General features: G+C 64.1%; 21 protein-coding genes. 18 read left to right on the top strand and 3 right to left on the bottom strand.

The window, feature by feature from the left end:
• Positions 1–112: 112 nt before the first annotated feature.
• The 5 genes from ACZ1J6_RS06385 (at position 113) to rlxS (ending at position 4,474) form a co-directional block, all read left to right on the top strand.
• Positions 113–343 carry a DNA-binding protein gene (locus ACZ1J6_RS06385; protein WP_465127129.1) on the top strand — a complete coding sequence of 77 codons (231 nt, stop codon included), beginning with the start codon at positions 113–115 and terminating at the stop codon, positions 341–343.
• On the top strand, positions 340–924 hold the full coding sequence (locus ACZ1J6_RS06380) for a S26 family signal peptidase (protein WP_465127128.1): 585 nt from the start codon (positions 340–342) through the stop codon (positions 922–924). The genes ACZ1J6_RS06385 and ACZ1J6_RS06380 overlap by 4 nt, the downstream gene beginning before the upstream one ends.
• Positions 912–1,553 carry a lytic transglycosylase domain-containing protein gene (locus tag ACZ1J6_RS06375; RefSeq protein WP_465127127.1) on the top strand — a complete coding sequence of 214 codons (642 nt, stop codon included), beginning with the start codon at positions 912–914 and terminating at the stop codon, positions 1,551–1,553. The genes ACZ1J6_RS06380 and ACZ1J6_RS06375 overlap by 13 nt, the downstream gene beginning before the upstream one ends.
• Before the next feature lie 326 nt (positions 1,554–1,879).
• On the top strand, positions 1,880–2,239 hold the full coding sequence (locus tag ACZ1J6_RS06370; RefSeq protein WP_465127126.1) for a hypothetical protein: 360 nt from the start codon (positions 1,880–1,882) through the stop codon (positions 2,237–2,239).
• A 279-nt stretch (positions 2,240–2,518) separates the two neighbouring features.
• Entirely contained in the window at positions 2,519–4,474 is a 1,956-nt protein-coding gene (gene rlxS / locus ACZ1J6_RS06365) for a relaxase/mobilization nuclease RlxS (protein WP_465127125.1), read from the top strand.
• A gap of 119 nt (positions 4,475–4,593) precedes the next feature.
• Here the strand turns inward: rlxS and ACZ1J6_RS06360 are convergent, their stop codons facing one another.
• Positions 4,594–5,652, bottom strand: coding sequence for a Ros/MucR family transcriptional regulator (locus tag ACZ1J6_RS06360; protein WP_465127124.1), 1,059 nt, complete (start codon positions 5,650–5,652; stop codon positions 4,594–4,596).
• A gap of 150 nt (positions 5,653–5,802) precedes the next feature.
• A complete protein-coding gene (locus ACZ1J6_RS06355; RefSeq protein ID WP_465127123.1) occupies positions 5,803–9,273 on the bottom strand; it encodes an AAA domain-containing protein in 3,471 nt (1,156 codons plus the stop codon).
• A gap of 233 nt (positions 9,274–9,506) precedes the next feature.
• On the opposite strand from ACZ1J6_RS06355, the gene ACZ1J6_RS06350 reads away from it, so the two are divergent.
• The 13 genes from ACZ1J6_RS06350 (at position 9,507) to ACZ1J6_RS06290 (ending at position 21,662) form a co-directional block, all read left to right on the top strand.
• Positions 9,507–11,573, top strand: coding sequence for a conjugal transfer protein TraG (locus ACZ1J6_RS06350; RefSeq protein WP_465127122.1), 2,067 nt, complete (start codon positions 9,507–9,509; stop codon positions 11,571–11,573).
• 2 nt (positions 11,574–11,575) lie between these two features.
• A complete protein-coding gene (locus tag ACZ1J6_RS06345; RefSeq protein ID WP_465127121.1) occupies positions 11,576–11,974 on the top strand; it encodes a CopG family transcriptional regulator in 399 nt (132 codons plus the stop codon).
• A 32-nt stretch (positions 11,975–12,006) separates the two neighbouring features.
• Complete coding sequence (trbB, locus tag ACZ1J6_RS06340; protein WP_465127120.1) at positions 12,007–12,972, top strand: P-type conjugative transfer ATPase TrbB; 966 nt, start codon at positions 12,007–12,009, stop codon at positions 12,970–12,972.
• Positions 12,973–13,030: 58 nt separating this feature from the next.
• Positions 13,031–13,330 (top strand): TrbC/VirB2 family type IV secretion system protein, encoded by a 300-nt coding sequence (locus ACZ1J6_RS06335; RefSeq protein WP_465127435.1) that lies wholly within the window; start codon positions 13,031–13,033, stop codon positions 13,328–13,330.
• A complete protein-coding gene (locus ACZ1J6_RS06330) occupies positions 13,327–13,599 on the top strand; it encodes a VirB3 family type IV secretion system protein (protein WP_465127119.1) in 273 nt (90 codons plus the stop codon). The genes ACZ1J6_RS06335 and ACZ1J6_RS06330 overlap by 4 nt, the downstream gene beginning before the upstream one ends.
• A complete protein-coding gene (trbE, locus tag ACZ1J6_RS06325; protein WP_465127118.1) occupies positions 13,593–16,031 on the top strand; it encodes a conjugal transfer protein TrbE in 2,439 nt (812 codons plus the stop codon). Before ACZ1J6_RS06330 ends, trbE begins: the two co-directional genes overlap by 7 nt.
• A gap of 23 nt (positions 16,032–16,054) precedes the next feature.
• Positions 16,055–16,825: a P-type conjugative transfer protein TrbJ gene (gene trbJ, locus ACZ1J6_RS06320; protein WP_465127117.1), complete on the top strand. Its 771-nt coding sequence runs from the start codon at positions 16,055–16,057 to the stop codon at positions 16,823–16,825.
• Between the two features lie 171 nt (positions 16,826–16,996).
• Positions 16,997–18,286, top strand: coding sequence for a P-type conjugative transfer protein TrbL (gene trbL, locus ACZ1J6_RS06315; RefSeq protein ID WP_465127116.1), 1,290 nt, complete (start codon positions 16,997–16,999; stop codon positions 18,284–18,286).
• Positions 18,287–18,288: 2 nt separating this feature from the next.
• Positions 18,289–19,110 (top strand): conjugal transfer protein TrbF, encoded by an 822-nt coding sequence (trbF, locus tag ACZ1J6_RS06310; protein ID WP_465127115.1) that lies wholly within the window; start codon positions 18,289–18,291, stop codon positions 19,108–19,110.
• Positions 19,107–19,925: a P-type conjugative transfer protein TrbG gene (gene trbG / locus ACZ1J6_RS06305; RefSeq protein WP_465127114.1), complete on the top strand. Its 819-nt coding sequence runs from the start codon at positions 19,107–19,109 to the stop codon at positions 19,923–19,925. Before trbF ends, trbG begins: the two co-directional genes overlap by 4 nt.
• Complete coding sequence (locus ACZ1J6_RS06300; protein ID WP_465127113.1) at positions 19,922–21,187, top strand: TraB/TrbI/VirB10 family type IV secretion system protein; 1,266 nt, start codon at positions 19,922–19,924, stop codon at positions 21,185–21,187. The genes trbG and ACZ1J6_RS06300 overlap by 4 nt, the downstream gene beginning before the upstream one ends.
• The gene (locus ACZ1J6_RS06295) at positions 21,184–21,399 is read left to right on the top strand and encodes a DUF2274 domain-containing protein (protein WP_465127112.1); all 216 of its coding nucleotides are present in this window, start codon (positions 21,184–21,186) and stop codon (positions 21,397–21,399) included. The genes ACZ1J6_RS06300 and ACZ1J6_RS06295 overlap by 4 nt, the downstream gene beginning before the upstream one ends.
• Positions 21,400–21,401: 2 nt before the next feature.
• Entirely contained in the window at positions 21,402–21,662 is a 261-nt protein-coding gene (locus tag ACZ1J6_RS06290) for a helix-turn-helix transcriptional regulator (protein ID WP_465127111.1), read from the top strand.
• Here ACZ1J6_RS06290 and ACZ1J6_RS06285 read toward each other — a convergent pair.
• Positions 21,644–22,849 (bottom strand): GGDEF domain-containing protein, encoded by a 1,206-nt coding sequence (locus ACZ1J6_RS06285; RefSeq protein ID WP_465127110.1) that lies wholly within the window; start codon positions 22,847–22,849, stop codon positions 21,644–21,646. The two genes, ACZ1J6_RS06290 and ACZ1J6_RS06285, sit on opposite strands and share 19 nt — an antisense overlap.
• Between the last annotated feature and the right edge of the window lie 60 nt (positions 22,850–22,909).

The following is a 22,909-nucleotide window of genomic DNA, read 5'->3' as shown; positions in this document are numbered from 1 at the left end:
GGAGTCGAATTTCCCTATAGCCGTTTTCGACTCTGCCTGACCGGCGAATTGTCCTTCATTTGAGTGTCCCTGACGGGCGGCCCGGCGTCGCCCGATGCATGGAAGGGACACCATGAAAAATTCTGACGAGATCGATCGCGCGCAGCGCGCAAAGCGCGGCTCCCCGTTCCTCAACACGCCCCAAGCTGCCAACTATCTCGGAATATCCATCCGCCTTCTGCTCCGGATCAGGCGGTGCGGCGGCGGCCCGATCTACCGCCGACATTGCCGGTTCATCCAGTACCACATCGACGATCTCGATGCCTGGAGCGAAGCCAACTCCGGCCGGGCATTCCACCGGTGAGCGGGCTGGTGACCCCTCGTAGCGAGGCAGCGCTGAAGCCGCTGGGAACGCAGGAACGCGCCGAGAAGCGCCGCTTCCGGAGGCGCCTGATCTTAGCCGTGCTGGCCGGTTTCTGGGTAGGAGCTCTCGGCGGATCGGCGTCGTTGCCACCGGCACCGCTATTGGTCTGGAATGCCAGCCCAAGTGCCCCAATGGGGCTCTATTGGGTCAATCGCAAAAGGGATGTCCAGCTTGGGGAGACGGTCATTGCGCGCATGCCTTTTGCCTGGCGGGAATTTGCCGCAGCCCGTCGCTATCTGCCCAGCAACGTTCCCTTGGTAAAGCGTGTCGCCGCTTCGAAGGGCCACGAAGTCTGCGCGGTGGGGCGCCTGATTTTCATCGATGGGGTGCCGACTGTCGAGCGCCGGCTGCGCGACGGACAGGGACGTCCGATGCCTTGGTGGGAAGGATGTTGGCGGCTGCGTCACGGCCAGTATTTCCTGCTGATGAAGGATAGTCCGGACTCCTTCGACGGTCGGTATTTCGGGATCACGGGCAGCGCGGACATCATCGGACCGGCGAGGCGCATATGGGCGCGCTGAAAGATCTGATCGCCCTCGCAGCGATCGTTGCGGCAAGTGCCGCCTGCCCCGCAAGCGCCGCGGGCGCCGAGGGAATCGCGCGCTGGGCTCCCCACATCGCCGAGGCGTCCACGCGGTTCGGCGTGCCATCCAGCTGGATCGCGCAGGTCATGCGTGCCGAAAGCCGGGGGCGCACTCAGCTGGGAGGCCGTCCGATCCGCAGCGTCAAAGGCGCCATGGGACTGATGCAACTCATGCCCAGGACCTGGGCGGAGATGCGCGCCCGTCTCGGGCTCGGAAACGATCCCGACGACCCACGCGACAATATTCTGGCAGGGACGTTCTACCTACGCCTGCTATACGATCGCTTCGGCTATCCTGGCCTGTTTGCAGCCTACGATGCCGGGCCTTCACGTTACGAAAAGTACCTCGCAGGCGTGCAATCGCTTCCCGCAGAGACGCGCAGCTATCTTGCGCAAGTAGCGGCGGGCGTGAACGTCCCCGCGATCGATCCGGGCCGCCACATCGACGCTTCCGCCCGGCATACGATGTTCATCGCCATCGGCAAAGGTGGTTCGGACGGTAGGGTGGCAGCGGATGAAACCAGGTCCGACGTCGATCCGATGTTTGCGGTCCGCGCAGTGCCCTGATCGCTACGTCCTGGAAGGCCGCCGATCTTTTCGGACTGAGCTTGTCTGCAAATCGTGCGCGAGGCCGAGAGGTCAACACCTCTCTCGGACTTACCAGCGTGACGGTCTGTGCGACGGCTGTAAAGGCCGGCGGCCCCTCCAATTTTGCTGCAGAGAATGAGCGCGCTTCGCGCGCGAGTTTGTTTGTTTTCCTGCAACAAAATCGGTTCCTCCGCCGCCGCTTCGCGGCGCACCGGCAAGCCGGCGCGGCCCTGACAGCCGCCGCGCCAACCGTCGGTCGGGAAGGGTCCTCGAAAGGCGGGGATGCTTAGGCGAAGGAAACTATCATGGTTGCTTACGTGAACATCTCGGCTGCGGCGGATCAGGTCATGGCGAAGCTGGTGGCAGGGCTCGAAATCGAGTTCGGGCGCGGTGCGGCAGGCGCACTGGCAGCGCGGTTTCTGGAAGCGGAGGAGAGCGATTTTGTGTGGGATGCGCGGGTGTGCGAGCGTTGGTTAGGCGCTTGGGAATACGGCGAGGATGAGGATGGCGAGCTCGATCGGGTGGCCGTGCTGGGGCGGCTCGATGGGGGCTGGTTCGCAGCGGTGAGCATTGTGGATGGCGAGGGGCAAGCGCAGGGGCTCGTTGCGCGGTGCAATTGCGCAAGCGAGGGTGAAGCGCGCGCGGCCTACGCATCCTTGCGATGAGGGCAGCGCGAGAAGTTGCGGCCGGGACGTAGGTGATCCGGTACCTGCGTCCCGGCCATTGTCTGCGTTCAGGGCGGCGTTCCCTGTACCAGGGTCAGATAGTGGCCGAAGCGCGTGATATGGGCTGGATAGTGGGTAAGTGGCGGAGGTCGGCGGTACAACAAGATAGAAGGCGTGTCTCGCGACACGCTTAAGTTTCTGTCTGCACATCGTTTTTCCGAGAGACTGAAGCAGTTGCGAAGAGACTTTCGCGAGACATGGCTATTCGGGAGGCTTTGCATGGATTTCGACGATGATTTCGAGCCGCGCCTCGGCCGGCAACGCGATGTGCGCGCGAGGAAGGTGGTGAGATATGCAAGCCGCGTTGCCGTCGCAGCGGGGCTGATTGGCAGTGGGAAGAAAGGCGGCAAGTTCGTCGGCAGCCGTGTCGGTCGCGGAGCTGCGCTCGGCCGCGCGCTTTCGGGGCGGGATCGGCTGGCGGGATATCGGGCCCGCCGTGTCGTCGCGAAGACGAGGCTGGTGAAGGTGCGCGGGCGTAGCGCCAGCGCCCTCAAGGCGCACCTCCATTACATCCAGCGCGACGGCGTGACGAAGGAGGGTGAAAGGGGGGTGCTGTATGGCCCTGACAACGACCGCATGGACGGCGCGGAATTTCTCGAACGGTCGAAGGACGACCGGCACCAGTTCCGCTTCATCGTCTCGGCCGAGGACGGCGACCAGTATGGAAATCTGAAACCTTACATCCGCCGGCTCATGAATCAGGTCGAAGAGGATCTGGGAACCAAGCTCGAGTGGGTGGCTGTTGATCACCACAACACCGGTCATCCCCACACCCATATCGTGCTTCGCGGGATAGATGATCGAGGCAAGGATCTGGTCATTGCCCGCGATTACATTTCCCATGGCTTCCGCGAACGCGCGGTGGAGCTCATGTCTCTCGATCTCGGACCACGCGCGGACCATGAAATTGAAGCGCGTCTGCGTCACGAAATGGAGCAGGAGCGGCTCACGGGTCTCGACCGCCGGCTCTTGGGGCGGATGGATGCCGATCGGTGCGTCTCTCCGCACGACCGTGATCCATTTTTCCAAGCACTGGAGGCGGGGCGCCTGCAGGCTCTGAAGCGGATGGATCTTGCCAGCGAATTGGGGGACGGGCGCTGGCAGCTTGCCGATAGGCTCGACGAAACCCTGAGGGTCATGGGAGAGCGCGGCGACATCATCCGCCTGATGCAGCGCGAAGTCACGCGGGCCAGGCTGGAGCGACAGGACCAGCGCATCTACTCGCCGGAAACGGGACCAATCGTCGGCCGGGTCATTTGCCGCGGGCTCGCGGACGAACATCGCGACCGGCATTTCCTGCTGGTCGATGGCATCGATGGTCGCTCCCACTATGTCGATATCGGGCCGGCAACCGCCGTCGAACAGTTGCCCCGAGATGCCATTGTCCGGGTCAGCCCCAGGATACCCGAGGTGCGTGAAATCGATCGCAATGTGCTGGCGGTGTCGCAGGCCAATGAGGGGCGGTATTCAGTGGCGCTACACCAATGCCACGACCGCTCCGTCACCCATGCCTATGCGCAAACGCATGTGCGCAGGCTCGAGACCATGCGGCGGGCACGGTTCGAAGTTACCAGAGAAATCGACGGCTCTTGGCGGATTTCTGAAGGGCATCTGGCAATCGCCGAACGCTTCGAGCAGCGGGATGTGCAGGCCCGGCCGGTCAATGTGGAAATGCTGGGCGCGGGAGCAGTGGGCCGGATGGCCGGGATGGAAGGTGCGACCTGGCTCGATCGCGAACTTGCCTCCCCTTCCGGACTGGTCATGCGTGATGCGGGTTTCGGCCGGGAAGTTCGCGCGGGTCTGGATCAGCGGCGTCAGTGGCTGGTCGAGCAGGACCTGGCCGATTTTGCGCCGAGCGGCGTGAGGCTGCGGCAGAATGTCCTCGCGTTGCTGCAGAGGCGTGAATTGCTGCGGATTGCTGCGGGCCTTTGCAGCGAGCTTGGAAAGGAATTCACCGAGGCGAAGTCGGGCGATTGGATCGAAGGAAAGATAAGCCGGCGGATCGACGGGATTTCCGATCAATTTGCTCTTATCGAGCGCAGCCACGAATTCACGCTCGTTCCATGGCGGCCGGTGCTCGAGAAACAGCTTGGGCAGCAGGCTGGCGGGATCATGCGCGAAGCCGGTATCAACTGGCAGTTCGGGCGCGGCCGATCGGGGCCGGAGATTTCGTGATCGTTAGGCGCCGACGGTCTTTTGGCGAAGCGGAAAACAGCGGGGCGACCATCCGGTCGTGGATGGCCGCCCCTTCGAAGTTAATCAGACCGGCAATTAGATGCCGAATGGGTTGGCCCTCAGGCCTTCGTGTCTGCGGTGCTCTGGGCCGTTGTTGCCTTGGCAAGTGCCGACGGAGCGGACGCCGCCGTTGCCGGCGTATCTGCAGCAGGGACCTTGATACCAAGCTTCGTGCGGGTCTTATTCAGAGCAGGGGCCTTGGCCTTCGTGGCGGCTGCGGCCTTCGGCTTCACGGCTGCAGGCGTTGCTGCCTTGGCGGCCTTCGTTGCCGCAGGCTTCTTTGCTGCCGGCGCCTTAACAGCCGGTTCGCCAGCTGCGGGGGCTGAAGCGGGCGCTGCCGATGCGGCGCTCGCAGCCTTCGCCGTGCTTGCAGGCTCGCTCTTCGTTGCGGCCGCCTTCTTTGCTTCCGGTTTGGCTTCTTGAGCGACGGCGATGTTGGCGGCGGACTTGGGCGTCGGCTGGGTCGCAACCTTAGCAGGTTTTGTCACCTTCGAAGCCGAAGCCTTGGCAGCCGGGGCCGCTACGGCAGGGGCGGTCTGCGGCGCTGGCGCTGCCTTTCCGGAAGGCTTGCTCGATGCCTTGGTTACAGCCTTGGCAACGGGCGCCGGCTTGGAAGCGGCCGGCTTTGGTGCTGCCTTGGTTGCCTTACCGGTCTTCGCCGGCGCGGGCGCCGAGGTTTCCGGAGACTTGGGTGTGGCCGGCGCCGCGCGTGCTACTGCATTACCGCTGCCGCCAAGACCGGATGCCTTGGCAAAAGCGCGACGCTGCTCGGAATAGCTCGGCGAAACCATGGGGTAGCTGGCAGGAAGATTGTAGCGCGTGCGGTACTCGTCCGGGGTAAGGCCGTTGTTGGCCAGATGCCGCTTCAGTGCCCTGTACGGCTTCCCGTCGATAAGGCTGAGAATGTGGTCGCGAGAGGCAAGGCTTTCTTCAACCGAAACAGCCGGCTTGTATTCTGGCTCTTCGACCTGCGGCTTCCCGGCGTCTCCGGCGAGTGCGTTGCGCGTCGCCTCGATCAGGGCGGGGAGCGCATCGCTCGAGATGGTGTTGTTGGAGACAAAGGCGCTGAGCAGTTCAACTGTCAGGCGGGCGAGCTCTGGCTGCTCGGTGTCGGACATGGAAAGTCCCTCTTCTGAGGTTTATCGGAGGGCGCCTTTGTCTTCCCATCCCCGCCCCAAGTAAAGCCGATTTTTCACGGGTACCCGGCCGTCGCTAGTGGGGCATGAGCCGTTCTTTACAGTATACCCCTCTACTTGGCCCGGGATGGATCAGATGATCGCCCGCTTCCGCAAACTGTCTTTCATGGTTTCGATCTCAGGCGAGACGCTTTTCCCACGATACGCGAGCGAGGTCTCGTGGCGAACGAAGGCGCCTTCACGCGCCGCGCTGAGCCAGTTGAATGATCCGACACAATAGACGTTGTTGTCGGCCATCACGATTTTGCTGTGCACGTCCTTCACTTCAACGACGATGGCACCGGCACCTTCGAGGTTCTTTTTTGCTGCCGCAAAGCTCTCGATGGCGCCCTTGTCCTGCTTACTGCGCCAATCATTCAGAGCGCGGTCGGTATAGACCGTGACTGAGACGCCGGAGTTCGCAGCGGCTTCGATGAGTGGAACAATCCTGGCACCCTGCAGACCGCGATCCGTCAGCCACGGTGTGACGATGTGAATATCGCTGCGGCATTCCTCCAGGACATCGCGCAAAAATCCGTCATGGGCATCGAGATCGGTAAGGTGGACTAGGCCTGCCTCGCGCGTGAGATCCGGCCGCTCAGGCGCGTCAAACAACAGTCGATTGCCTTCGTGCGCCAGAAGCCGCTGTCTCAACTGGCCGCGCGGGCTGCCCGGCGCCGCTGAAGAGAAGCAGTCCATGTCGCCGAACACCAGGAAGCTGTTCATCGCGCGTGATACCGCCACGTTGAGCATACTGGCCTTGGCGTCGATGAAACTGCCGTCTGAGTGCTTCGAGTAGGTTGGCGAGAACAGGATTACCGGTCTTTGGCCGCCCTGGAACGTATTGATCGTACCGATCGTCACGTTGGCACCGGCAAGGCTTTCCTGGCGGCCGAGCGCCGATGTGATGGCCCGGGCCTGACCTGCGAACGGTGTGACGATGCCGACGATGTCAGCGAGGGTCTTGCCGGGGTAGGAGGCCAGCAATTCCTCCTGACGATCGGCCAGCCAGCGGGCGATCGTCTCGGCCTCGAGAGCACTCCGGCGGCTGCCGCCAGCGATAGCATCGCACCGACCGTCGATATGAAGGTAGCCGAGGGCAGGAAGGCCGTCGCTTTTGCGGGCTTCCGATTTGAGCCCGCGTTTTGGCTGGAGTTTCCCGCGATAGCAAAGGTCGTTGCAGTACCAGACGATCTCGTCGAAGCAACGCCGATGCTCGTAGAGCATCAGGCCGCGTTCGAGATCGGCATCCTGGTGATAGCGGGACGCGTGTTGCGCAACCCTCATCACGCTGCCGGAAGACGCGGCGCGGCCTGTCTCGAGGAAGGCGGCGAGATCCGGACCATTGTCGTCACCGTCAATGAGGCCGGCCTGCCGCAGATTGCCGACATCGATCCGGCTGGGCACGCTCCAGATTGGCTCGATCTGGGCGGTGTCTCCAATGATCAGCGCGCGCTTGGCAAGGGCAAACGACGCCCCGGCAATTTCCGGGGTGACCTGTCCGGCTTCGTCGACGATCAGGAGATCGATCTGGCCATAGAGGTAATCCGGCAGAAAATCCCCGTCCTGGAACCGGCTTGCGCACAGCAGACGCGGCAGCATGTAGAATGTCGATACGGCACAGGGCGTCAGCTTCATGCGGCGTGCCCACCGCGCCGTCATTGGAATTCGCCCGGTTTTCTTCTGCTTGGCCGGAATGTCCGGGTCAGCCGCCATGTCGAGGAGCCAGCGTCCTTCCCAATAGTGCGTCGTCGTCAGGAAGATCGGGAAGCGAAGCAGGCGATCCGCAGCCTCGTCGGCATCGGCAAGCGTCATGGAAGACGCTGCTTCCGGCGTAATCGAAAGCACCGAGAGGGCATTAGCCCAGGTGCCGAGCGCGGAGGCTTCGCCAGCGATCGCTGCGTCAGCGCGGCCGAGCGCGGCAATACATTCGCCCACCGCTGCCTGCGCCTGAGCAACTTCAGTCCTCACCGATGACGAGATGTCGCCCAAGCTTGTCCATTCCGGGAGAGGGCCGGACCAATCTGCAGCAAGGACCGCCCTGGCTGCGGCAAGCCGGCGTCTTGCGATCGCAGGGAGCCAGCCAAACAGGGCGTGAACAACCGGCTCGGAGGCCTGGTGCCGGTCCCAGAGGCTCGAGATCGCTTGTGTCCGGTGCAGCTCTGCCTCGGCCGCTTCGAGAGTTTCAGCCCGATCGGCGCGCGCCTGGCGCGGATCTGCGCCTAGGTCGGCATGAACGGCCACCCGTGCTTGGAGCAGTGCCTCCCACGCAAGCTCGATCGCTGACAGCATCTGCGCCTGATCGGTCAACCGCTGGTGCAGCGCCGCGACGACGGTTGCGACGGTCAGTGGTTGAAGATGGGGGAACGCTTTTGCTGCCGCGTCGAGATAGGCAAGACGGCATTGCTCGACCTGATCGGCTTCCTCGAGGCGATCGAAGAAGGCGGCAATCTGATAGGTCTTGGCAGCTTCGCTCTCGCGCCGCTTCGATGGAAAATAGGACCCGAAGCTGCGCAGGGCCGGAAGCCATCGCCCGGCGAAAGGCCCGGTGCCTTTGGCATAGTCGGCGCCGAACGCATCGAGAATGTTGGTTACGGCCTGGTTGTTCGTCGATGTCGCGACGATCAATGGCGCTTCACCCTGTTCGAGCGCGGCCTTGGCCCAGAGCGTCGCGATGGCCGAGAGGAGCATGGTCGTCTTGCCGGTGCCGGGCGGGCCGTTGACCGCAAGGACTTCTCCGTCCTTGGAGGCCGACAGGTGGGCAAGCGCTTCGCGCTGCGCGGCGGCCAGCGCATAGGTATCGCTCGAGTGGCCGAGGCGCTCCGAAAAACACGAGTTTTCGGGGAGGCATGGCTCGGTGCGCTGCTCTTTCTGGCCGGCGAATGTGGCCAGAAGCGGGCCGTAAGCGTTGTCCAGCTCGAGCTGGTCGTAGAGCGCCAGAACATTGGCCGACATGCTGCCATGCCCGCCCGAGCGCTGGACATATCCATGCGGCACGAGCTCGAAGCGTCGGTCTTCCTCAATCGCGGATGCGACCCCTTCCATGAGGCCTTCGGCGTGCTCGACGTAGTCCTGCCATTGGCAGTCTTCGGACAGCGGGTGCGTGGTGACAAACGTGTCGAGCGCATCAATCGTGCCCACCGTAAACGCCATTCGGTGCAAGGGCTCAAGAATGTCGCGCGGGACAACGCTGCTGACCGGACGGATGAGGCGCCCGTCGCGGGTTACCGTCATCCGTGTCGCAACCGGTGTCACCACTTCCGGAAGGCTGCCGCGCTTCTGGCCGCGCTCGGTCCGGGAGGCAAAGACGAAGGGGCGCAGGATGATTGCACAGGTTTCATCCGGCGAGGCGTTAGCGCCGAACAGGGCGGCAACGAGATTTGAAGGGAGGCGGCCGGCGTTGAGGCTGGCGTGGTCGACGATTAGAAAATCGTCCGCGTCCTTTTGAGTGAACGTGCCGCGGCCCAGTTCTGCATCGGCCAGCGAATTGCGCCAGTACTTGGTAACCTTCTGAGTATCGCTCGTCATGATATGCCGCATGCCTTCGTGAGGCGGCATTGTCATGATTAATATCGCGTAATCAACCGGCAGATCATCCGCTCATCCAATACGGTGCGGAATTGGGCGCCTTTATCGACTCGCTCATCGCGGCAGCAACGGCAAAATAGCTTCTCCAGGTTTTGAAGTGCATCCGAAAGACACCTGGGTGCACCAGACAGGGACTGTGATCTCTCGCGGATTTCCGGGAGTCTTGCCCCGACGCCGCCGGATGCGATCCGCGGCGTGCGGAGGCTATCATGACACCGACAAAACTCCTCATCGGACAGATGATGGTCGTTTTCGCGATCGTCCTTGTTGGTGTCTGGCTGGCAACCCAGTGGGCGGCGGCTGAACTCGCCTACCAGCCCGAGCTGGGCAGCCCCTGGTTCGTTTTGCTGGGGCGCAGGATCTACGCGCCTTGGGCGATCTTCATCTGGTGGTTCGAGTTCGATGCCTACGCTCCGGTCGTGTTCGACAAGGCGGGCGGCATTGCGGCTTCCAGTGGACTGGTCGGCTGCGCGGCGGCGATCGCCGGTTCGGTCTGGCGCGCGCGGCAGCGCAGCAATGTCACCACGTACGGATCTGCGCGCTGGGCGAGCAAAAAGGATATCCGCAAGGCCGGGCTCCTTGCCCAGAAGGGCGTGTTTCTCGGGCGGGTCGGTGCCGATTATCTGCGCCACGACGGTCCTGAACATGTGATGGCCTTTGCGCCGACGCGTTCGGGCAAGGGCATTGGTCTTGTCATTCCGACGCTGCTGGGCTGGTCGGGTTCTGCTGTCATCCACGACATCAAGGGCGAGAACTGGCAGCTGACCGCCGGCTGGCGGGCGCGCTTCTCGCATTGCCTGCTGTTCAATCCCACCGATGCCCGCTCGGCGCGCTACAATCCGCTGCTTGAAGTGCGCCGCGGCATTCACGAAGTCCGCGATGTCCAGAACATCGCCGACATCCTTGTCGATCCTGAAGGCGCTTTGGAACGCCGCAGCCACTGGGAGAAGACCAGTCACTCGCTTCTGGTCGGCGCGATCCTCCACGTTCTATACGCTGAGGAGGAAAAGACCCTCGCCCGCGTCGCCACTTTCCTTTCTGATCCGGCGCGCAGCTTCGCCAACACGCTCCATGCGATGATGTCGACCAATCACCTCGGCACGCTGGAAGCGCCGCTGGTCCATCCGGTCGTGGCCTCGGCCGCACGCGAAGTGCTCAATAAGTCCGTCAACGAGCGGTCAGGCGTGCTTTCGACGGCCATGTCGTTCCTGGGACTTTACCGCGATCCGACGGTTTCGGCGGTGACGGCGGCATCCGACTGGCGGATTGCCGACCTTGTCGACGGGAAGTACCCGGCCTCGCTCTATCTGGTGGTGCCGCCCTCGGACATCAGCCGCACCAAGCCGCTGATCCGCCTGATCCTCAATCAGATCGGCCGCCGCCTTACCGAGGAACTGCGCTTCGAGCATGGTTCGGTTCACTCAGAGGCGGGCCGGCATCGGTTGCTCATGATGCTCGACGAGTTTCCCGCTCTCGGCCGCCTGGATTTCTTCGAAACCAGTCTCGCGTTCCTCGCCGGGTACGGTGTCCGGGTCTTCCTGATCGCGCAGAGCCTCAACCAGATTGAGAAGGCGTACGGCGAGCACAACTCCATCCTCGACAATTGTCACGTGCGCGTCGCCTTCGCGACTAACGACGAACGCACTGCCAAGCGCCTGTCCGATGCCCTCGGAACCGCGACCGAGCAGCGCGCGATGCGCAACTATGCCGGGCACCGGCTCGCGCCCTGGCTCTCGCATGTCATGGTCAGCCGCCAGGAGACGGCCCGCGCGCTGCTGACGCCGGGCGAAGTCATGCAGCTTGATCCGCGCGAGGAACTTGTGCTTGCCTCCGGCTCGCCGCCGATCCGGGCCACCAAGCTGCGCTACTTTGAGGAGCCTGCTTTCGTAGAGCGCGTGATCGCGCCGCCGCAGCTGAGCACCAAAGGCTACGCTGATGCGCCGCCTGCGCGGAAGGATGACTGGTCCGGGCAGGTTCGCGGCACCGACGACCGATTGGCACCGCCTGCCAGCGAATTCGTGGAAGAGGAGCCGCAAGGCAAGAAGGTCGTCACCGGCGGCGTGGAACAGGCGCGTACGGTCGAACCCGAAGCCGAAATCGATGCGCCTCCCCAGGAACCGCAAGTCGCCAGCGATCCGCTGGGCCTCACGGCGGATGACGATGATCCCGCATCGGACAAGCGCGTGCTCGACCAGGCGGCGCAGCAACGGCTTGTGCGCGTCACCTATGCGCTGGGCGCCGCCGAGCGCGGCGACCAGTTCGACCTGGAGCTTTGAACATGACGAACAAGGTCCGCTATCAACTGTTCCTGCCCGAGCCGCTCAGTGCCCGCTTGCTCGAGGAAGCCAATCGGCCGGGCGTCACCAAGTCGGATATCCTGGTCCAGGCCCTGACGGTCTGGCTCGACCGGCGGGGCAAGAATGAACTCGACGATCGGTTCGGTCGGCGTCTCGACCGGATCGCCGAACTTCTCGAACGTCTCCTTCGCGACAGTCACATCGAGCTCGAAACGCTGGCGCTTTTCATCCGCTATGAACTGGCAATCAATCCGCCGCTCGCGGAAAACGATGCTGCTGGCCGCGCGGCGGCTTCGCTGCGCTTTGAAGCATTTCTTTCCCAGGTTGCCCGGCAGGTGGGGCAGGGCAAGCGCACGCTCGATCAGGAGTGCGGGCGATGAGCGGCGAAGAAACCGCAGCGCGTCGCCGCGCGATGCTGCGCACGGCGATGGGGCCGGCGGTCGAGGCCGCGCTTGGCGATCCGCGCGTCATTGAGATCATGGTCAATCCCGACGGTGCGCTGAGGGTCGATGTGCTTGGCGAGGGCCGGGTCGATACCGGAGTGCGTCTCGCGCCCGAACAGGTCGAGCGCATCATCTGTCTGGTTGCAAGTCACGCCCGCGCCGAAGTCCATGCCGACAGCCCAATTGTATCGGCGGAACTTCCCCCGCACGGTGAGGGCGCCGGTGAGCGTTTCGAAGGCGTGCTGCCTCCGGTCTCGCTGGCGCCGTGCTTCTCCATCCGCAAACCGGCCGCGCGCATCCATACGCTCGCCGACTATGTCGCGGATGGCATCATGACGCCGGAGGCGGCGGAGATCCTGCGCGCGGCCGTGATTGACCGTCGCAATGTGCTGGTGGTTGGCGGCACCAGCTCCGGCAAGACCACGCTTGCCAATGCGCTGCTGGCCGAGATGGCCGCGCTCGATGAGCGCGTCGTGCTGATCGAGGACACGCGAGAACTTCAGTGCCCGGCGCCCGATACAGTTGCGCTGCGCACCCGCCAGGGCGTCGCCACGATTGCCGACCTCGTTCGCTCGACCCTGCGGCTGCGCCCCGATCGCATCATCGTCGGCGAAGTGCGCGGACCCGAAGCGCTCGACATGCTCAAGGCGTGGAATACCGGTCATCCGGGCGGCATCGCGACAATCCATGCCAATGGCGCGTCCGCCGCGCTGCACCGGCTTGAGGGCTTGGTGCAGGAAGCGGTCGTCACTGTGCCGCGCCATCTCATAGCCGAAGCTATCGACCTCATTGTCGTCATCTTGGGGCGCGGCCTCGCCCGCCGGATATCCGCCATTGCCACGCTCAACGGCTTCGATCCGGCAAGCGGCGAGTACCGCCTGCACGAGCTTTGCTTTCCGTCCGTCCGCTTCCCTTCCAGCAAGCAAGGAGAATGACCCCATGAAAACATCTCGACTTCGTCGCTTTGGCCTGCGCCCCGAACCACGGGCAGCAATGCTCGCGGCAAGCGCGATGGCCGCATCTCTCACGGTCTCGGTGCAAACCTGGGCTGCCGGCTCCGGCATGCCCTGGGAAGAGCCACTCGAGCAGATCCTGGAATCCGTGCAGGGTCCCGTCGCCAAGATCGTTGCGGTCATCATCATCATCGTCACCGGCCTGACGCTGGCGTTCGGTGAAACCTCGGGCGGCTTCCGCCGACTGATCCAGATCGTCTTCGGCCTCTCGATCGCATTTGCCGCCTCGAGCTTCTTTCTCTCGTTCTTCAGCTTCGGCGGCGGAGCGCTGATCGCATGATGGCGGCCGGCCAGCACATCGAGGGCTTCGAGGTCCCGATCCATGTGAGCCTCGGCGCGCCGATCCTTCTGGGCGGGGCGCCGCGCGGGATCGCCATCGTCAATGGCACGCTCGCCATGGCCGTCGGCCTCGGGCTCCAGCAATGGCTGGCCGGCCTCTTCATCTGGGCGGCAGGGCATAGCATCGCCGTCCTCGCGGCCCGGCGCGATCCCAACTTCGCGCCTGTCCTGCTCCGCCACTTGCGCCAGAAAGGATATCTCGCGTGCTGAACCTCGCCGAATATCGCAGCAAGGCCGGCCGCCTTGCCGACCATTTGCCCTGGGCCGCGCTGGTCGCGCCGGGGGTAGTGCTTAACAAGGACGGCAGCTTCCTGCGGGTACTCGCCTTCCGCGGGCCGGATCTGGAATCGGCGACCGAAGCCGAACTCGTCTCGATCGCCGCGCGCGCCAACAATGTGCTGCGCCGGTTCGGCTCGGGCTGGGCGCTGTTCTTTGAGGCCGAGCGCCGCGAAGCGGCTGTTTATCCCGACGATCCCTTTCCCGACGCGGCAAGCTGGCTGGTTGACCGCGAACGGCGCGCGGCCTTCCTTGCCGAGGGCAAGCATTACGAGAGCGCCTATTTCCTGACGCTGACCTGGCTGCCGCCGGCCGACAGCGAGGATGCCGCAGGGCGCCGGCTTGTCGAGCGGGCGGACGATGAGAAGGGGCGCGACTGGCGCGCTTCGCTCACCGGCTTCATCGCCGAGACCGACCGAGCGCTCGATCTCTTCGACGGCTTCATGCCCGAGATCCGCGCGCTCGATAGCGCTGAACTGCTGACCTATCTGCACACGACGATCTCGGATCGCCGGCATCCGCTGCGCGTGCCGGAAACTCCGATGTATCTCGATGGCCTCCTGGTTGACACGCCTCTGGTCGGCGGGCTCGAGCCGAAGCTGGGAGACCGGCACATCCGAACGATCTCGGTGCTCGGATTTCCCAATGTCAGTCGGCCCGGTATCCTCGATGCGCTCAACCATCAGGACTTCGCCTACCGCTGGGTCACCCGCTTCATCGCGCTCGACAAGTCGGAAGCCACCAAGGTCCTGACCAGCCTGCGACGGCAATGGTTCAACAAGCGCAAGTCGCTCACCGCCATGCTGCGTGAAGTGATGTACAACACGCCGGCGCAGCTCCTCGACAGCGACGCTGACAACAAGGTCGCCGATGCCGATCTCGCGCTTCAGGCACTGGGGGGCGACCATGTCGCCTTCGGCTATCTGACCACGACGATCACGGTGAGCGATACCGGCCACACCGCGGTCGAGGCCAAGATGCGGCAGGTCGAGCGTGTGCTGGGCGGTCTCGGCTTCACGACGATCCGCGAACGCGTCAACGCGGTCGAAGCCTGGCTTTCCTCGCTTCCGGGGCACGTCTACGCCAATGTCCGCCAGCCACTGGTCCACACCTTGAACCTCGCCCACTTGATGCCGCTGTCTGCGGTCTGGGCGGGACCTGCGGGGAACGATCATCTGCGTGGCTCGGCTTTGCTGCATGCCAAGACCTCGGGCTCGACGCCGTTCCGGCTTTCGAACCACGTCGGCGATGTCGGGCACTTGTTCGTGGCCGGGCCAACCGGTGCCGGCAAATCCGTCTTGCTGGCCCTGATGATCCTGCAGTTCCGCCGCTATCCCGGCGCGCAGGTTTACGTGTTCGACAAGGGACTGTCCGCGCGGGCGGCGGTACTCGCCTGCGGCGGCGCGCATCATGCGCTTGGGCTCGGCAGTGAATCACGGACACTGGCCTTCCAGCCCCTGCGCCAGATCGATGACCCGGCGCAGCGCGCATGGGCAGCCGATTGGATCGGTGCGATCCTGGCGCAGGAGAATGTGGTCGTCACCCCGGAGGTCAAGGATCAGGTCTGGCTGGCGCTGGGCAGCCTCGCGAGTGCGCCGCCTGCGGAGCGTACGGTCACGGGCCTCACCCTTCTACTGCAATCGAAGGCGCTGCGCACCGCGCTTGGGCCTTACACGATCGACGGGCCCTACGGCGGGCTGCTCGATGCCTCGGAGAGCTTGCTCCATCTCGCGGACCTGCAATGTTTTGAGACCGAGGCGCTGATGGGGCATGCCTCGGTCGTAGGTCCGGTGCTGACCTACCTGTTCCACCGGCTCGAGGAGCGTTTCGACGGTCGGCCGACCTTGCTGGTGGTCGACGAGGCGTGGATCTTCCTCGACCATCCGCTGTTCGCGGCGCGCATCCGGGAATGGCTCAAGGTCCTGCGCAAGCGCAATGTCTCAGTGCTGTTCGCCACGCAGAGCCTCGCCGACATCGCCGGCTCTCCGATCGCGCCCGCGGTGATCGAAAGCTGTCCGCAGCGCATCCTTCTGCCCAACGACCGCGCAGTCGAGCCGCAAAGCCGCGAGATCTATGAGCGCTTCGGCCTCAGCGAGCGGCAGATCGAGCTGATCGCCCGCTCGACGCCAAAGCGCCATTACTACCTGCAATCGGCCCGAGGAAACCGGCTGTTCGAGCTGGGGCTGGGGGATGTGGCGCTGGCGCTGTGCGGCAGTTCCGATCCGATGACGCAGGCGCGGATCGATGCCGTGCTCGCCGAACATGGCCGCGATGAATTCTTCGCCCGCTTCCTCGAGGGAACGCACGCTGCCTGGGCGGCCGATCTGATCGGCACCTACCCCGGGCCGCGCGCCCGGAGTCTGTGACACCAACCTGAAGGAGAATGATGATGCAGATATCGTCTCGCCCATTTCCGGCCAAGCCGATCCGCAGGTTCGGCACCGGCGTCGCCGTCGTGGCACTCGTGGCTACCGGTGGCCTCGTGCTCGATGGGATGATTGCCAGTCCGCCTGCCCATGCATTGGTCGTCTACGACCCGACCAACTACGCGCAGAATATGTTGACGGCGGCGCGGGCACTCAAGCAGGTCAATAACCAGATCCAGTCGTTGCAGAATGAGGCCCAGAGCCTCGCCAATCAGGCGAAGAACCTCTCGACGGTGGGCTTCCCCGAGTTGCAGGCGCTGACGCAGACGCTCCAGAAGATCGATACCCTGATGGGGCAGGCGCAGAACATCCAGTTCAAGGTCGCCAGCGTCGATCAGGAGTTCAGTAAACTCTATCCGGGCGCCTTCAACCAGTCGCTCAAGCTCGACGACCAGGTGACGGCGGCGCGGTCGCGGCTCGACACCGAAGTCACCGCCTATCGCCACACGGCGGTGATGCAGGCGCAGATCGCCGAGAATGTCGAGGCCGATGCGACGACGATGAATGCGCTGGTCCAGCGCAGCCAGGGCGCAGAGGGGACGCTGCAGGCACTGCAGGTGACCAACCAGCTGCTCGCACTGACCGCCAAGCAGCAGTTCCAGATCCAGCAGATGCTGGCCGCCCAGTTCCGCGCGCAATCGGTCGGCGATGCCAACCGGGCGCAAGCGGAGAGCGAATCCCAGGCCGCGATGACAAAGTTCCTTGGCTCAGGCTCTGCGTACACTCCGCAATAGCTCGCAGCCGGCTCGCCACACCCGATAGCGGCGGCGGATTGCCTCTCCCGTCGCCGCGTCGCGGGGCACGTGCTCCTATGCCCGGCCGTGCCCCGCGACATCCTCCAACTCAGTGCTGGGCTGAGCGCGATGCCTCGCGCCTAGCTCCGCAGCCAAACAGGATGAACGCACGTGGACGACCTCAACATCATCGATCAGTTCATGACTGCCTTCATCCGCTACATCGATAGCGGCTTCGGGCTGCTGGGCGGCGATGTCCGGTTCCTGACTGCGACGCTGATCGCGATCGATGTGACGCTGGCGGGCCTGTTCTGGGCACTGGCCGGCGAGGACAATGTGCTGGGCCGGTTCATTCGCAAGGTCCTTTACGTTGGCGCTTTCGCGTTCATCATCAACAGCTTCTCGGCGCTCGCCGACATCATCTTTCGCTCGTTTGCGCAGGCCGGGATCACCGCCGGCGGCGGCGCGCTCACCACCGATGATCTGCTGCGGCCCGGGCGCCTGGCCGGGACTGGCTTTTCCGCGGCATGGCCGCTTCTCGAGCAGGCAGGCAAGCTGCTCACCGTCACCAGCTTCTTCCAGAACGCCCTGCAGATCGTGGTGCTGCTGCTCGCCTGGCTGCTGGTGATCCTCGCCTTCTTCATCCTTGCCGTGCAGATGTTCGTCTGCATCATCGAGTTCAAGCTGGTGGGGCTTGCCGGTTTTATCCTGGTGCCTTTTGCGCTGTGGAACCGGACCAGCTTTCTGGCCGAGCGCGTGCTGGGCCATGTTGTGAGCTCGGGCATCAAGGTGATGGTGCTCGCGGTCATTGTCGGCATCGGATCGAACTTCTTCGATCAGTTCACGCAGGCGCTGCAAGGGCAGGAGCCCGATGTCGGACAGGCCATGAGCCTCGTGCTGGCGAGCCTTGCCCTTTTCGGCCTCGGTATCTTCGCGCCGTCGGTCGCCAGCGGCCTCGCGTCGGGTGCACCGCAGCTCGGAGCCGGCGCGGCCGCCGGTACGGCGCTTGGCGCCGGCGGCGTTGCCATGCTGGCAGGCGGCGGCGTGGTGGCGGGTGCTCGTCTTGCTGGCACTGCTCTGACAGGTATCCGCGCCGGCACGTCAATGGGTGCGAGCGCATCGGTTGCAGGCTCGGGCAGTCACGGCGGCCCGGGCCATGCGGAGCCGGGCGGCGGTCATTCGGCTCCGTCAGGAGGGGCTGGGCCGTCGAAGTCAGGGCCTTCAGCGCCGCAGCGCTCTGCGGGCACTTCCTCCCCGAATTCGCCACCCGACAATTCGAACGCTTCCCCATCGGCATCGGCCCCGGCCGCCGAAGGCGGCGAGGGAACGCCGCAGTGGGCCAAGACCCTGCGCGCCGAACAGACCGCCCGTCACCGCCGCGATGTCGCGATCCATGCCGTACAGCAGGGCGATCGCGGCGGCGGCTCGGCAACACCTGACATCAGCGAAAGGAACGATTGACCATGCGCTTCAAACGCAGCGTCCAGCTCTATGGGGGCACTCCGCTTCCTGAGACACCTTTCCAACGCGCCGCGCAGCTCTGGGACGAGCGGATCGGCTCGGCCCGGGTTCAGGCCCGGAACTGGCGGATCATGGCCTTCGGCTGCCTCGGGCTTTCCTGCAGCATGGCGGGCGGCCTCATATGGCAATCACTGCAAAGCCGGGTGGTGCCCTATGTCGTTGCCGTCGACAGGCTCGGCGAGCCGCGCGCGGTCAGCGAGGCGGAGGCCCGCTACGAGCCGACCGATCCGCAGATCGCCTGGGCTTTGTCAAAGTTCATCGGCCACGTCCGCGGCGTGTCGCTCGACCCGGTCGTGATGCGCGAAGGCTGGCTCGAAGCCTACGATTTCTCGACCCAGCGTGGCAGCCGCTTCCTGAGCGAATATGCGCGGGGGTCGGGAGCGTTGACGGGGCTCGGGGAACGCAGCGTTTCGGTCCAGGTCACCAGCGTCGTCCGGGCTTCCGACACCAGCTTCCAGGTCAAGTGGATCGAAAACGCGTTCGAGCGTGGCAGCGCCTCCGGGACCAGCCATTGGACTGCGATCCTGACCATCGTCCAGCAGCCTCCCCGGGACAGCGAAACGCTGCGCAAGAACCCGCTCGGGATCTACGTCGATGCCATCGACTGGAGCCGGGAGCTTGAGGTGCCTGCGCCAGCGGCAGCTGCTTCGCCGCCGCCATCGCCGTCCAATCAGGATGCTGGCCCTGTCCGCGGAGAGCATGCGCCGGCCATGCCGACGCCTTCCAATTCCAATCCCGATGAAGCCAAGGAGGTTCTGCCATGAAGACTTCGCTGCTAGCCGCGGCAGCCTTTGCCGTGGGTGTCCATCCGGTGGATTTGCCGGCGAGTGCAAAAGTGCCTGTCAGTGCCGTGCGCCGCGGCAGCGCGGAGCCGTCGCCAAATGCCTGGGTCAATGCCCGGCAGGTCTATCTCTGGTCGGATGGCACCGTGTATCATGCCTATACGCAGCCCGGCATGATCACAGATATCGCGTTGCAGACGGGCGAGGGGCTGATCGCGGTTGCGGCCGGCGACACGGCGCGCTGGGTGATCGGCGATACCTCTAGTGGAACTGGCGACGATAAGCGCACGCATGTCCTGGTGAAGCCGTTCAGTGCCGGGCTCGCGACCAACCTCGTCATCACCACGGATCGACGCACGTATCATCTTTTGCTGACCAGCCAGACCAGCGCGGGAATGTCGGCGCTTTCGTGGAACTACCCGCTTGATGAGCTGGTAGCCGTCAAGGCGGCACAGGCTTTGGCCGAAGCGGCGAAGCCGGTTGCCGCCGGGCTCGGTGTAGACCAGCTCTACTTCGGGTACGGGATTACCGGCGACACGCCGACCTGGCGCCCGCTGCGCGCCTTTGATGACGGCCGGCAAACCTTCATCGAGTTTCCAGCCTCGATTGGTGTGGACGAAGCGCCGCCGCTGTTCCTGATCGGCGCGGACGGCGCAGCCGAGCTGGTTAATTACCGCATGAAGGGGCGCTTCTATGTGGTGGACCGCATCTTTGCGGTCGCGGAGCTTCGGCTTGGCACTAGGAAGCAGCAGGTCGTGCGGATCACCCGAGGCGGTGAGGGGAGGGCGCGGCGATGAGCGAAGGACCCGATTCAGACGTGGCCCCGCCCACTTCGGCATCGTCCGAGAACTCCGCAAATCGGACTGAGGCGCGGGTTCAATCTCCGGCGAAACTCGATCCCGAGACGCTGGCGATCCGGGTGAGGACGCCGCGGGTCACGCGCTTCAGGAAGGAAGTCATCATCGGTGGCAGCATTCTGGCGGCGCTCGCGCTGATCGGCATCGCCTGGATCGCGCTCCAACCCCGAGTGGCTGGCCGGATGATCGCCGGGAGCACCATGTCGCAGCCTGACCGGAAGCCTTCGGACGAGGCACTGGCAGGGCTACCCAAGAGCTATGGCGACGTCCCGAAACTTGGCCCACCGCTTCCCGGCGACCTGGGGCGGCCGATCCTGAGGGCACAACAGCGTCAGTTGGCCCGTGATGGCATGGCGCCTGTTGTCGCGCCGGGCGCCGGCGAGGCGGAGCAACAGCACGCGGCCGAGCTCAAGGCGGCGATGCAGTCTTCGCTGTTGGTTCAAGGCGCGCATCTAGCGGCGGGAGCGAACGCGGCCAACCCCTCATCGGTGTCGGCAGCGGCTATTGATGCGGGACCAGCGGAAACTGGCGAAACCGCTGCGTCTGGGGCCGCTGATCGCAAAAGCCAGTTCGCCGAGAAGCTCGACGAGCGCGGCGATGTGAACCCGCATGGCCTGGCAGTGCCTGTCTCGCCCTACATGTTGATGGCCGGGAGTGTGATTGCCGCGAGCCTCGTAACCGGCGTGAATTCCGATGTGCCGGGGATGGTTGTGGCCCAGGTCACGCAGAGCGTGTTCGACAGCGCTACGGGGCAAGTCATGCTCATCCCGCAAGGCGCCCGGCTCGTCGGCAAGTACGACAGCGTCGTTGCTTATGGGCAGAGCAGGGCGCTGGTTATCTGGCAACGACTAATGATGCCCGATGGGAAATCGCTGCGGCTCGACAATATGCCGGCAACGGATACGTCCGGCTACGCGGGGCTATCTGACAAGGTGAACTTTCATACCGGCCGACTGCTGAAGGGTGTCGCGATCGCCACGCTCCTCGGCGTTGGCACGGAGCTTTCGATCACCGGTGAGAGCGATCTGGTGCAGGCGGTCCGCGAGTCCGCACAGACAAGCGTGTCGCGGGCGGGCGATCAGATCACCCAGCGTAATCTCGATGTTCAGCCGACTATCGACATCCGGCCTGGCGCTCCGGTGCGCCTCATCGTCCGACAGGATTTGGTTTTGACGCCATGGAAGGGGGAGGGATCACGATGAGCACGATCAAGCTGGCGAAGCTGCCGGACAAGACGCCGATCAAACTTGCCATCATGGTAACGCCGGATCTTCATCAGGGACTTCAAGAATACGCTGCCTTCTACGCGTCGGTCTATGGGGCGAAGGAGGCGCTACCGGAGTTGATCCCGGCCATGTTGGCCGCATTCCTCGATGGCGATCGTGGGTTTCAGCAGCAACGGAAGGGCAAGTGACTATGAATCGTGACCTCGATGCGCGTGCGCCCTCATCCGGTATGGAGCAGATCAGCGTTCGAATTCCTGACGCGGTGCGGTTGACCGGCCTTAGCCGTAGCAAAATCTACCAGCTGATCGCGTACGGCGATCTGGAGGTTGCGAAGGTAGGACGATCCACCGTCATCATCGCATCGAGCCTTCGCGAATTTATCGCGGCAAGACGGACGCGGCGCAGCTTACCATCGCAACGGACGTGTAACTCTCACCCGGCGAGCCTTTGACGCGCGTAGGACACGACACGATTACGGCCGGATTGCTTGGCGGCGTAGAGCGCACTGTCGGCTTGCGCGATGAGCGCCGCAAGGAAGCTTTCGGGGGAAGCATTTTGCCTCAAGCCGGAGGCAACGCCTACGCTGACGGTCAGGGGAATGGACATCGCCTCGCTGGAAAATGCAGGTTCGGCAATGCTCTTGCGGACGCGCTCCGCGATTGCGGTGAGTTCGGTCGCCTGCGGCGCGGCAATAACGGCAACGAACTCTTCGCCGCCGAACCTCGCAAACAGATCGTTTTCTCGTAGCGCGGTTCGGCAGCGGGCTGCCACCTCCCGCAGTACATCGTCACCGACCGAATGACCGTAAGTATCGTTGATCTGCTTGAAGTGGTCGACATCGATCATGAGCACTGCGACGGCGCGGTCCTTCGCGCTTGGTGTCTTCATGATCTGAGCGAACTCGCTCTCCAGACTTCTTCGGTTCGCAGCCCCAGTCAGAGGATCGGTCTCGGCCATCCTTTTGAGGTTTGCGGCCATGCGCAGTTCCGCCGTCACATCGCTGAACAGCCAGATGCGTCCGCGCTCGCCGTCGCCCCGCACCGGATGAGTATCGACTTCATAGGTCCGTTCGCCGAGGATCCAGTGGGTCGTGACCGAGTAATGAACATCCGCGACATGTCCTGCGTAGAGTGCATCGAGTTCCTCCCGATTGTCACAGCGCTCCCTCAGCATGCGCATGGGCTCTGACACGTCGCAGGCCTGATGCCGACCGGTGCCGGTGCCAAGCAGCTGCGCTGCGCGTTCGTTGACCATTACGCCGATGCCGTCGCCATCGAAAACGACGATGCCGGCGGGTACGCTCTCCAAGAGGTCGTTGAACTGGTCGCGCATGACAGCCTGGCGAACAGCCTCCCGCCGCCGGCCGAGCGCTGAGGCTACACTTCCCGATAGTAGCGGCACATGGTGGACGAGGGGTGGCGGGGCGGCAGGCGTGGTCCAGAGGAGAAGCAGGCCGCTATAAGGTGCATGTTCAAGGCCCGCGGGCACGAACAAAATAAAGGCGGGAAGGTCGGGAAGGGCATTGATCACGGCGGTCGGGAGCCGGAACTCCGACGCATCGACGGGCGCCGATTGCCAAGCCCGTTCTAGCAGGGTGCGGAAAAACCCTCCATGAGGCGCGGTGATCGCCGGGCTCAAAGGGTTTGTCGGGCACCGGTTTGGGGAATTCGGCATCAGGTGGCAGTCGTTTGCTGCCAG

The organism is Novosphingobium sp. BL-S-21 (assembly GCF_055521655.1).
This window is presented reverse-complemented; position numbering and strand designations above follow the sequence as displayed.

Excerpts from the sequence above, each read along its gene's own strand:
- ACZ1J6_RS06385 (WP_465127129.1), top strand. The coding sequence starts at position 113 with ATGAAAAATTCTGACGAGATCGATCGCGCGCAGCGCGCAAAGCGCGGC.
- ACZ1J6_RS06375 (WP_465127127.1), top strand. The coding sequence starts at position 912 with ATGGGCGCGCTGAAAGATCTGATCGCCCTCGCAGCGATCGTTGCGGCA.
- ACZ1J6_RS06370 (WP_465127126.1), top strand. The coding sequence starts at position 1,880 with ATGGTTGCTTACGTGAACATCTCGGCTGCGGCGGATCAGGTCATGGCG.
- rlxS (WP_465127125.1), top strand. The coding sequence starts at position 2,519 with ATGGATTTCGACGATGATTTCGAGCCGCGCCTCGGCCGGCAACGCGAT.
- ACZ1J6_RS06360 (WP_465127124.1), bottom strand. The coding sequence starts at position 5,652 with ATGTCCGACACCGAGCAGCCAGAGCTCGCCCGCCTGACAGTTGAACTG.
- ACZ1J6_RS06355 (WP_465127123.1), bottom strand. The coding sequence starts at position 9,273 with ATGACAATGCCGCCTCACGAAGGCATGCGGCATATCATGACGAGCGAT.
- ACZ1J6_RS06350 (WP_465127122.1), top strand. The coding sequence starts at position 9,507 with ATGACACCGACAAAACTCCTCATCGGACAGATGATGGTCGTTTTCGCG.
- ACZ1J6_RS06345 (WP_465127121.1), top strand. The coding sequence starts at position 11,576 with ATGACGAACAAGGTCCGCTATCAACTGTTCCTGCCCGAGCCGCTCAGT.
- trbB (WP_465127120.1), top strand. The coding sequence starts at position 12,007 with ATGCTGCGCACGGCGATGGGGCCGGCGGTCGAGGCCGCGCTTGGCGAT.
- ACZ1J6_RS06335 (WP_465127435.1), top strand. The coding sequence starts at position 13,031 with ATGCTCGCGGCAAGCGCGATGGCCGCATCTCTCACGGTCTCGGTGCAA.
- ACZ1J6_RS06330 (WP_465127119.1), top strand. The coding sequence starts at position 13,327 with ATGATGGCGGCCGGCCAGCACATCGAGGGCTTCGAGGTCCCGATCCAT.
- trbJ (WP_465127117.1), top strand. The coding sequence starts at position 16,055 with ATGCAGATATCGTCTCGCCCATTTCCGGCCAAGCCGATCCGCAGGTTC.
- trbF (WP_465127115.1), top strand. The coding sequence starts at position 18,289 with ATGCGCTTCAAACGCAGCGTCCAGCTCTATGGGGGCACTCCGCTTCCT.
- trbG (WP_465127114.1), top strand. The coding sequence starts at position 19,107 with ATGAAGACTTCGCTGCTAGCCGCGGCAGCCTTTGCCGTGGGTGTCCAT.
- ACZ1J6_RS06300 (WP_465127113.1), top strand. The coding sequence starts at position 19,922 with ATGAGCGAAGGACCCGATTCAGACGTGGCCCCGCCCACTTCGGCATCG.
- ACZ1J6_RS06295 (WP_465127112.1), top strand. The coding sequence starts at position 21,184 with ATGAGCACGATCAAGCTGGCGAAGCTGCCGGACAAGACGCCGATCAAA.
- ACZ1J6_RS06290 (WP_465127111.1), top strand. The coding sequence starts at position 21,402 with ATGAATCGTGACCTCGATGCGCGTGCGCCCTCATCCGGTATGGAGCAG.